Origin of the sequence: Pseudoroseomonas cervicalis ATCC 49957 (genome assembly GCF_000164635.1) — a bacterium.
GTDB lineage: Bacteria > Pseudomonadota > Alphaproteobacteria > Acetobacterales > Acetobacteraceae > Pseudoroseomonas > Pseudoroseomonas cervicalis.
Genome location: NZ_GG770781.1, coordinates 215,741 through 224,030 on the forward strand (window position 1 = coordinate 215,741; position 8,290 = coordinate 224,030).

Here is an 8,290-nt window from a genome sequence, read left to right on the forward strand (position 1 = left end):
CCCAGCGCGCCGCCCGCGGCACCACCCACCGCCGCCCCGGCGGCGCCGCCGGCCAGGCTGAAGCCGTCGACGGTCAGCGCGCCGAGCTCTCCATTCCAGGCGTGGTCGATCATGTCGGCCAGCTTCGCGCCCAGCGCGAGGTTGCCCAGGCCCTGGGCCACCGGCGTGCCATGCAGCGCGCTGTCCAGCACCGAGGCGGCGCCGTCCAGGTCCGTGGCGATGTTGCCGGCCGGGCGCGCGTCGCCTTCCCAATGCGCCGGTCCGTTCCAGGCGGTGCCGCTCATCCGGTCTGCTCCATGGCTGTGTCGCGTCACGCTAGACGGCCCGTTGCGGCGGAAAGGTGGCAAGTCGAGACACGCATCCGTTATCGCCGATTGACCATTCCGCGAGCCTCACACAGTCAATCTCAGCATCCAGCACCGAATTTTCGCGATTTTCAAAAGTCCTGACATGGTTTGAGGAGTTCTTTGCTTGCCGGCGGCGGGGCCCTGGCCCGGCTTGGCCGCGCTGCCGGCGCGCCATAGCATTGCTCCGCCCGCGCCGCCGGATGCCCCGGCGGGCGCTCCGGAGAACCTCCCCATGGCCGCCACCCCGATCCTGGTCTTCGCCGCCTCGCTGCGCGCCGGCTCGCTCAACCGCCAGCTGGCGCACAGCGCCGCGGCGGCGCTGCGCGAGCAGGGGGCGGCGGTGACGCTGCTCGACCTCAAGGAGTATCCGCTGCCGATCTATGATGGCGACCTGGAACAGAGCGGCGGCATCCCGCAGCCCGCGCAGGCGCTGCACGCGCAGCTGGCCGGCCATCGCGGCGTCTTCATCGCCAGCCCGGAATACAATGCGGGGCTGACGCCGCTGCTGGTCAACGCCCTCTCCTGGGTGTCGCGGGTGAAGGAGGCGGGCGGCCAGGGCGCCGCCTTCGGCACGCCCGTCTATGCGCTGGGCAGCGCCTCGCCGGGCGGCTTCGGCGGCTATCGCGGGCTGATCGCGCTGCGCCACACGCTGGAGCTCGGCCTCGGCGCCCGGGTGCTGCCGGCCATGGTGGCGGTGCCCGCCGCGCACCAAGCCTTCGACGCCACGGGCGCGCTGACCGCGCCGGGGCCGCTCAAGGCGCTCCACCAATTGGCGGAGACGCTGGTCGCCGCCGCCACGCCCGGTTGAGCAGGACCCATGGCGCCGGCCACCAGGCCGGCATCGTGGGAAGAATATGTGAAAATTTGTTCCTGACCGGACTTCCCTGCGGGAGATTCTGGGCGTAACTGCGGAGCCAGCACGGCGACCGATCAGAATTTCACACGCCCCGCGTCTCACTTGGGAGGATCCTCCGATGAGCGACAACCGCTACCGCGTCTGTGTGGTGGGCCTTGGCTCCATGGGCATGGGCGCGGCGCGCTCCTGCATCGAGGCCGGCCTCGAGACCTATGGCGCCGATCTCAACCCGGCGGCGCGCGAGGCGCTGCGCGAGGCCGGCGCCGCCGGCGTCGCCGCCAGCGCGGCGGAATTCGCCGACCGGCTCGACGCCGTGCTGCTGCTGCTGGTCAACGCCGCGCAATGCCGCGCCGTGCTGTTCGGCGAGGGCGGGCTGGCCGCCAGGCTGCGCCCCGGCACGGGGGTCATGGTCTCCTCCACCATCGCCGTGGCCGATGCCCAGGCCATCGCGCAGGAGCTGGAATCGCGCGGGCTGCTGGCGCTGGACGCGCCGGTCTCCGGCGGCGCCGCCAAGGCCGCGGCCGGCCAGATGACGGTGATGGCCGCCGGCCCCCGCCCCGCCTTCGACCGGCTGCGCCCGGTGCTCGATGCGGTCGCCGGCAAGGTCTATGAGATCGGCGAGAGCGCCGGGCTCGGCGCCACGGTGAAGATCATCCACCAGCTGCTGGCCGGCGTGCACATCGCGGCGGGGGCGGAGGCGATGGCGCTGGCCGCGCGCGCCAACATCCCGCTCGACCTGATGTATGACGTCGTCACCAACGCCGCCGGCAACAGCTGGATGTTCGAGAACCGCATGAAGCATGTGGTCGATGGCGACTACACGCCGCGCTCGGCGGTCGACATCTTCGTCAAGGATCTGCGGCTGGTGACCGAGACGGGGCTTTCGCTGAACTTCCCGCTGCCGCTCGCCACCACCGCCTACAGCATGTTCGCCAATGCCAGCAATGCCGGCTTCGGCAAGCTGGACGATGCCGCCGTGATCAAGAGCTTCGCCGGCATCCGCCTGCCGGGCGACGAGGAGGCCAAGTGATGCGCCTGGGTGTCATTGCCGACGACTTCACCGGTGCGACCGACATCGCCGGCTTCCTGGTGGCGAACGGGCTGCGCACCATCCAGCTGAACGACGTGCCCGACGCCGCGCTGCGCGTGGACGCGGATGCGGTGGTGATCAGCCTGAAGACCCGCTCCTGCGACCCGGCCGAGGCGGTGCGCCAGAGCCTGGCGGCGCTGGACTGGCTGCGCGCGCGCGACTGCCGGCAGTTCTTCTTCAAATACTGCTCGACCTTCGACAGCACGCCGCGCGGCAATATCGGCCCGGTGACGGATGCGCTGCTGGACGCGCTGGGCGAGGATTTCACCGTGATCTGCCCGGTCCTGCCGGTGAATGGCCGGACCATCTATTGCGGCCATCTCTTCGTCAATGGCGTGCCGCTGGATGAATCCGGCATGCGCCACCACCCCGTCACGCCGATGACCGACAGCAATGTCATGCGGCTGATGGAGGCGCAGGCGCGCGGCAAGGCCGGCAACGTCCCCGCCCCGGTGCTGGACCAGGGGCCTGAGGCGGTGCGGCAGGCGCTGGAAGCGCTGCGCGCCCAGGGCAAGAGCTACGCCGTGCTGGACGCGCTGAACGACCGCCATCTGGAGGTGATGGGCCAGGCGGTCGCCGACATGACGCTGGTCACCGGCGGCTCGGGCCTGGCGGACGGCATGGCGCGGGCCTGGACCGAGCTGCGCGGCGATGCCGCCAGCGCCGCCGAGGCCGGCAAGCCCCGCCAGGGCCGCGCCATCGTGCTCTCCGGCTCCTGCTCGCAGATGACCAATGCGCAGGTCGCCGCCTATCGCGCCGCGGCGCCTTCGCTGCTGGTCGAGGTGGAGCGCTGCATCGCCGAGCCGGGCTATGCCGATGAGCTGGCCGAATGGGTGCTGGCGCAGCCGATTTCGGGGCCCGCGCCGCTGGTCTATGCGACGACCGACCCGGAAAAACTGAAAGAGATCCAGGCCCGCTTCGGCGCGGCCGAGGCGAGCGAGGCGGTGGAGCGCGTCTTCGGCGCGCTGGCGCAGCGCCTGCGGGATGCCGGCTTCGACCAGTTCATCGTCGCCGGCGGCGAGACCTCGGGCGTGGTGACGCAGTCGCTCGGCATCCGCGGCTTCCATATCGGCCCGCAGATCGCCCCCGGCGTGCCCTGGGTGCGCGCGGTGGAGGCGCCCATCTCGCTGGCGCTGAAATCCGGCAATTTCGGCGCCGAGCGCTTCTTCTTCGACGCGCAGGACATCGCCGGCTGAGCCGGCATCGGAGGATCACCATGCCGCGTTTCGCCGCCAACCTCTCCATGATGTTCACCGATGTGCCCTTCCTCGACCGCTTCGCGCGCGCCGCGGCGGCGGGGTTCGAGGCGGTGGAATTCCTCTTCCCCTATGACCACCCGCCGGAGGTGGTGGCGGAGAAGCTGAACAGCGCCGGTCTGACCCAGGCGCTGTTCAACATGCCGCCCGGCGACTGGGCGGCGGGCGAGCGTGGCATGGCCGCGATCCCCGGCCGCGAGCAGGAATTCCGCGACAATGTCGCGACCGCCATCACCTATGCCCGCGCGCTCGGCTGCAAGACGCTGCACGCCATGTCCGGCCTCACCGAGGGGCTGGACCGCGCCGCCTGCGAGGCCACCTTCGTCGAGAATTTCCGCTACGCCGCCGATGCGCTGGCGCCGCATGGCATCACCCTGCTGGTGGAGCCGATCAACAGCCGCAACATGCCGGGCTACTTCATCGCGCACCAGCTCGACGCCATCGCGCTGATCGAGCGCGTGGCGCGGCCGAATGTGGCGCTGCAGCTCGACCTCTACCACGCGCAGATCATGGATGGCGACCTGACGAAGCTGATCGAGAAGCTCGCCGGCCGCTTCGCCCATGTGCAGATCGCCTCCGTGCCCGAGCGGCACGAGCCGGATGAGGGCGAGCTGAACTACCCGCATCTCTACGCCGTGCTCGACCGCGTGGGCTACAAGGGCTGGATCGGCTGCGAATACAATCCGCGCGCCGCGACCGAGGCCGGGCTCGGCTGGTTCGCCTCCTACAAGGCGCGCTGAGGCGGCGATGATCCCTGCCGAGCGGCAGAACCTGATCGTCGCGCGGCTGTCGGGGCGCGGCGTGCTCAGCATCGCCGAGCTGACCGAGCTGCTGGGCGTGTCGCACATGACGGTGCGGCGCGACATCCAGCAGCTGGAGCGCGAGGGGCGGGTCATGTCGGTCGCCGGCGGCATCAGCCTGCCGGAGCGGATCTCCTTCGAGCCGTCGCACAGCGCCAAGGCGGCGATGGCGCATGCCGAGAAGGTGGCGATCGGCCGGCTGGCGCTGGAGGTCGCACCCCCCGCCCCCGGCGCCGTGGTCTATCTGGATGCCGGCACCACCACGCTGGAACTCGCGCGCCATCTGGCCGCGCGCGACGACATCGCCGTCGTCACCAACGACTTCGTCATCGCCGCCCTGCTGACGCGGGAGAGCCGCTGCCGCCTCTACCACACCGGCGGTCAGGTCGAGCGGGAGAATGAATCCTGCGTCGGCGACCCGGCGGCCGAGGCGATCCGCCGCTTCAACTTCGACATCGCCTTCATCTCCACCTCCTCCTTCGGGCTGCGCGGCGTCTCGACGCCGTCGGAGAACAAGGTGGCGGTGAAGCGCGCCATCGCGCAGAGCGCCTCGCGCAGCCTGCTCGTCACCGACAGCAGCAAATACGGACGCATCGGCACCTTCAACGCCGTGCCGCTGGAGGCGCTGTCCGCCATCGTCACCGATTCCGGCCTGCCGGAGGATGTCCGCCTGGCGATCCGCCAGCGCGGCGTCGCGCTGCACATCGCCACGGCCGAGCCGGCCCTGGCCCAGGGAGAAACCGCAGCATGAAGATCATCGTCACCGGCGGCGCCGGCTTCCTCGGCAGCCGTGTCATCCGCGCCCTCCTTGCCGGCCAGGGGCAGAAGCCGGGCCTGCCCGCCTTCGACAGCATCCTCTCGGTCGACCTCGCCCCCTGCCCGGTCGAGGATGCGCGTGTCGCCTCGCTGACCGGCGACATCTCCGACCCGGATTTCGCCCGCCAGGTCATCGGCGCCGACACGGTGGGCGTCTACCACCTGGCCGCGGTGCTGAGCGGACAGTCGGAGCAGGATTTCGACCTCTCGATGCGGGTCAATGTCGATGGCACGCGCGCTTTGCTGGAAGCGGCGCGCGCCACCGGCAACCGCCCGCGCTTCGTCTTCGCCTCCTCGCTGGCGGTGTTCGGCGGCGAGATGCCGGAGACCGTGCCCGAGAGCATGGCGCTGATGCCCGCCTCCTCCTACGGCGCGCAGAAGGCGATCGGCGAGCTGCTGGTCAATGACTATTCCCGCAAGGGCTTCGTCGATGGCCGCGTCTGCCGCCTGCCCACCATCGTGGTGCGCCCGGGCAAGCCGAACTCGGCCGCCTCCTCCTTCGCCAGCGGCATCATCCGTGAACCGCTGGCGGGCGTCGCCTCCAACTGCCCGGTGCCGCTGGAGACGCGGATGTGGCTCTCCTCCCCCGATGTGGTGGTGGCGAACCTGGTGCACGCCCTGGCGGTCGAGGGCGAGCGCATCGGCCCCTGGCGCACGCTGAACCTGCCGGGCATCTGCGTGACCGTCGCCGAGATGCTGGCGAGCCTGGAGCGCGTCGGCGGCGCCGCCCCGCGCGCCCTGGTCAGCCATGAGCTGGAGCAGCGCATCATCGACATCGTGTGCTCCTGGCCCGGCGATTTCGAGGTCAGCCGCCCGCTCGCCCTCGGCTTCACCCGCGACGGCGATTTCGACGCGGTGGTGCGCCAGTACAAGGACGAATTCGTCCGCTGAGTGTGTTTCCCGCCGGGCGTCTGCCCCGGCGGGCCCAATGACAAGCTGGAGACTTCCATGAACGCTGCCGCATCCGCGGTCGGCCCGGGCGCGATCGTCGGCCTGATCGCCGGCATCGCCCTGCTGATCTTCCTGGTGCTGCGCACCAAGGTGCACGCCATCGTCGCCCTGGTCATCGCCGCCTCGATCGCCGGCCTCTCCGCCGGCATGGCACCCAATGCCGTGGTCCGCTCGATCACCACCGGCTTCGGCGCCACCCTCTCCACCATCGGCCTGGTGATCGGCTTCGGCGTGATGATGGGCCGCATCCTGGAAGTCTCCGGCGCGGCCGAGAAGCTGGCCATCAGCCTGGTGCGCTGGCTCGGCGAGAAGCGCGAGGAATGGGCGATGATGGCCACCGGCTACATCGTCTCGATCCCGATCTTCTGCGACAGTGCCTTCGTCATCCTCAGCCCGCTGGTGCGCGCGCTGGCCCGCAATGCCGGCCGCTCGGTGCTGACGCTGGGCATCGCGCTGGCCGGCGGCCTGATGCTGACGCACCACGCTGTGCCGCCGACGCCGGGCCCGCTCGGCGCCGCCGGTATCTTCAACATCGATATCGGCCTGATGATCTTCTGGGGCGTGGTGCTGACGCTGCCCGCCAGCTTCACGATCATCCTCTATGCCCGCGCCATGGGCCCGAAGATCGAGGCGATGATCGAGCGCGAGACCGGCGAGCGCCTGCCGCTCACCTCCGGCGACGCCTTCCAGGAATTCAAGCGCAACGCCGCCGAGCGCGAGCGCGAGTTGCCGCCGCTCTGGCTGTCGATGCTGCCGATCCTGGTGCCGATCCTGCTGATCTTCCTCAACACCGTCGTCTCCAGCATCGCCGCCGGCAATCAGGCGATGCAGGCCAGCACGCTGGTGCAGCTCTGCGCCTTCATCGGCAACCCGGTGATCGCGGTCGGCCTCGGCGTCATCATCGCGGTCTACGGCCTGGCCGGGAACCTCTCGAAGAACGAGGCGGTGGCCCAGATGGAGAAGGGCATCGAGGCGGCCGGCATCATCATGCTGGTCACCGGCGCCGGCGGCGCGCTCGGCGCCGTGCTGCGCGACAGCGGCACCGGCACCTATATCGGCCAGTGGGTGGCGACGCTGCCGCTGCCGGCGGTGCTGATCCCCTTCGTCATCGCCAGCCTGGTGCGGCTGATCCAGGGCAGCGGCACGGTCGCCATGATCACCGGCGCCTCGATCTCGGCGCCGATCCTGGCGCAGATCCCGGATGTGAACATGGTCTTCGCCGCCCAGGCCGCCTGCATCGGCTCGATGGTGTTCGGCTATTTCAACGACAGCTATTTCTGGGTGATCAACCGCATCCTCGGCGTCAAGAACGCCAAGCACCAGATCATCACCTGGTCGGTGCCGACCACCATCGGCTGGGCCACCAGCCTGGTGACGCTGCTGGTGGCCAACGCCCTCTTCGGCTGACACCATGAGCCTGGCGGGGCCCCGGCGACGGGGCCCCGTCCCTCCTGACCGCCCTGCTTCGCTCTCGGCGCCGCCGCTTCCACCCCTGGGGGAGACCCACATGACCGAGTCCGAATTGCGCGACCTCCTCGTCGAACTCGGCGCCAGCCTGTTCGCGCGGGGCTATTCCGTCGGCAGCGCCGGCAACATCAGCGTCCGCCTGCCGGATGGCTACCTGATGACGCCGACCAATTCCTCGCTCGGCCGGCTGCGCGCGGAGCGCATCAGCAAGCTCGACACCGACTGGAACCATGTCGGCGGTGACAAGCCCTCGAAGGAGGTCTTCATGCACCGCGCCGTGCTGACGGCGCGGCCCGAGGCGGGGGCGGTGGTGCATCTGCACTCCACCTGCGCCACCGCCATCGGCTGCCTGGCGGGGCCGGAGGACGCCATGCCGATCCCGCCGCTGACGCCCTATTTCGTCATGCGCGTCGGCCGCCGCCTGCCGGTGATCCGCTACTACCGCCCGGGCGATGCGGCGATGGAGGCCGAGATCCATGCCGCCGCGCGCGAGGCGCGGGCGATGCTGCTGGCCAATCACGGCCCGGTGGTCTCCGGCAAGACGCTGGTGGATGCCGTCTATGCCGCCGAGGAGCTGGAGGAATCCGCCAAGCTCGCCCTGATGCTGCGCGGCCAGTCGCCGCGCGAGCTGACGCCGGCGCAGGTGGACGACCTGCTGCGCACCTTCGGCTGAGCCCGGCGCGGCCGGGCGGCGCCGGGCCTCAGCG

General features: G+C 70.5%; 9 protein-coding genes. 8 read left to right on the top strand and 1 reads right to left on the bottom strand.

The features are described from left to right. Positions 1-284 (bottom strand): hypothetical protein (locus tag HMPREF0731_RS25635; protein ID WP_040613632.1); only part of this gene is annotated, 284 nt, incomplete at its 3' end. A gap of 295 nt (positions 285-579) precedes the next feature. Here HMPREF0731_RS25635 and HMPREF0731_RS16035 point away from each other — a divergent pair. The 8 genes from HMPREF0731_RS16035 to otnC all read left to right on the top strand — a co-directional run bounded on the left by HMPREF0731_RS16035 (position 580) and on the right by otnC (position 8,256). Continuing rightward, entirely contained in the window at positions 580-1,155 is a 576-nt protein-coding gene (locus tag HMPREF0731_RS16035; RefSeq protein WP_007005221.1) for an NADPH-dependent FMN reductase, read from the top strand. A 166-nt stretch (positions 1,156-1,321) separates the two neighbouring features. After that, a complete protein-coding gene (ltnD, locus tag HMPREF0731_RS16040) occupies positions 1,322-2,233 on the top strand; it encodes an L-threonate dehydrogenase (protein ID WP_007005222.1) in 912 nt (303 codons plus the stop codon). Continuing rightward, on the top strand, positions 2,233-3,489 hold the full coding sequence (otnK, locus tag HMPREF0731_RS16045) for a 3-oxo-tetronate kinase (protein WP_040613634.1): 1,257 nt from the start codon (positions 2,233-2,235) through the stop codon (positions 3,487-3,489). The genes ltnD and otnK overlap by 1 nt, the downstream gene beginning before the upstream one ends. 20 nt (positions 3,490-3,509) lie before the next feature. Further along, on the top strand, positions 3,510-4,289 hold the full coding sequence (otnI, locus tag HMPREF0731_RS16050; protein WP_007005224.1) for a 2-oxo-tetronate isomerase: 780 nt from the start codon (positions 3,510-3,512) through the stop codon (positions 4,287-4,289). A gap of 7 nt (positions 4,290-4,296) precedes the next feature. After that, positions 4,297-5,100, top strand: coding sequence for a DeoR/GlpR family DNA-binding transcription regulator (locus tag HMPREF0731_RS16055; RefSeq protein ID WP_007005225.1), 804 nt, complete (start codon positions 4,297-4,299; stop codon positions 5,098-5,100). Further along, positions 5,097-6,056 carry a D-erythronate dehydrogenase gene (gene denD / locus HMPREF0731_RS16060; protein ID WP_007005226.1) on the top strand — a complete coding sequence of 320 codons (960 nt, stop codon included), beginning with the start codon at positions 5,097-5,099 and terminating at the stop codon, positions 6,054-6,056. The genes HMPREF0731_RS16055 and denD overlap by 4 nt, the downstream gene beginning before the upstream one ends. A gap of 57 nt (positions 6,057-6,113) precedes the next feature. Continuing rightward, positions 6,114-7,523 carry a GntP family permease gene (locus HMPREF0731_RS16065; protein WP_007005227.1) on the top strand — a complete coding sequence of 470 codons (1,410 nt, stop codon included), beginning with the start codon at positions 6,114-6,116 and terminating at the stop codon, positions 7,521-7,523. Positions 7,524-7,623: 100 nt separating this feature from the next. Continuing rightward, positions 7,624-8,256 carry a 3-oxo-tetronate 4-phosphate decarboxylase gene (gene otnC / locus HMPREF0731_RS16070; RefSeq protein WP_007005228.1) on the top strand — a complete coding sequence of 211 codons (633 nt, stop codon included), beginning with the start codon at positions 7,624-7,626 and terminating at the stop codon, positions 8,254-8,256. The last annotated feature ends 34 nt before the right edge of the window (positions 8,257-8,290 follow it).